Raw genomic sequence first — 1,280 nt, 5'->3', positions numbered from 1 at the left:
TGGACCTGCACCACTTTAGCGGATAGTAAATCACTATCCACCTAAAGGGGTATACCATGGGTATAACGAAGAAGAAACACTACGACAGCTACACCTTGGCCTTCAAAGTGAAAGCGGTCCGGGAAAGCAACAAGCAAGGCGTTAAAGCCATAGATGTAGCTGAGGCGCTTGGCATCCACCCGGTGATGCTGTACCGGTGGCGCCAGGAATTCAGAGAAGGACGTCTCTCCGAGAATAAACATATGCGAATACCGCCACCCCCGCCGAAGAAATCGCGAGAGGATTCGGACAAGCTTAAGGTTGCCGAGCGAAGAATAGGCGAGCTTGAGAAACGCCTGGCAGCCAAGGAGGAGGAAGTCATCATCTTAAAAAAGGCCGGTCGGTTCTTTCAGGAACAGCGCAAGAAAGATACGCGTTCATAGAAAAGAACCGAGACGCCCATAAGATCGTGACGATGTGCGAACACCTGGATGTCTCCACCAGCGGTTACTACGACTGGCGCGATAGGCCTGCCTGCGAACGAGCGCAATATGATGCCGTGCTGGTGGACCAGATCGTGGAGATGCACCGAGGCCATGAGGAGAATTATGGTGCGGTGCGGGTGCATCCCTACCTTAAGGGGCTAAGCTATAGTTGCAGCCGCAGGCGGATTAACCGGTTGATGAAGGCACATGGGATACGCTCTAAATACCATGCGCACCGTCCTCGCCGGTCAAACGGCAGCAATGCTCCTGTAGCAGACAACGTGTTGGCTACTCGACCATTGGCAAACCAGAGTGGTGAGCATTGGGCAGGCGATATGACATATTTGAAAACAAAGGAGGGCGACTTTTACCTGGCGGCCATCCTGGACCTCTGGTCAAGAAAAGTAATAGGTTGGGCCTTTTCAAGGAACCATGATGCTGACTTGGTCAAAGGAGCCCTGGATATGTCCCTAGCGTTTGAAACCAGGCAGCCAGATTGCCTTTTCCACAGCGACCAAGGGTCAGAGTATCGCTCGGAGAGTTACCGTTCTCGGCTTTCTGAAGTGGGTATGATCAGCAGCATGAGTCGCCCTGGTAAGCCTACCGACAATGCCTACGTTGAATCATTTTTCAAGACGCTTCGAAATGAGTTGCTTCATCACTGGAGATTCAATACGCTCACTGAATGTGTTGCTAGAGTCTTGGAGTACGTTGAGTTTTACAACGAAAGGCGTCTACACTCGAGCCTGAACTATATGTCACCAAATGAATATCAACTTTTGCATTCAAAGTGTCCGTGAAAGTGGTGCAGGTCCA

2 protein-coding genes are annotated in these 1,280 nt (G+C 51.1%); both read left to right on the top strand.

The window, feature by feature from the left end:
* Positions 1-56: 56 nt before the first annotated feature.
* Positions 57-422, top strand: coding sequence for a transposase (locus RBH33_RS17690; RefSeq protein ID WP_306733550.1), 366 nt, complete (start codon positions 57-59; stop codon positions 420-422).
* Positions 419-1,264 (top strand): IS3 family transposase, encoded by an 846-nt coding sequence (locus RBH33_RS17685; protein ID WP_306733551.1) that lies wholly within the window; start codon positions 419-421, stop codon positions 1,262-1,264. The genes RBH33_RS17690 and RBH33_RS17685 overlap by 4 nt, the downstream gene beginning before the upstream one ends.
* The last annotated feature ends 16 nt before the right edge of the window (positions 1,265-1,280 follow it).

The sequence above is a fragment of the Marinimicrobium hydrolyticum genome (assembly GCF_030848505.1).
Lineage (GTDB): Bacteria > Pseudomonadota > Gammaproteobacteria > Pseudomonadales > Cellvibrionaceae > JAVDDU01.
The sequence above is the reverse complement of the archived record's forward strand: the minus strand, read 5'-3'. Positions and strand labels throughout refer to the sequence as shown.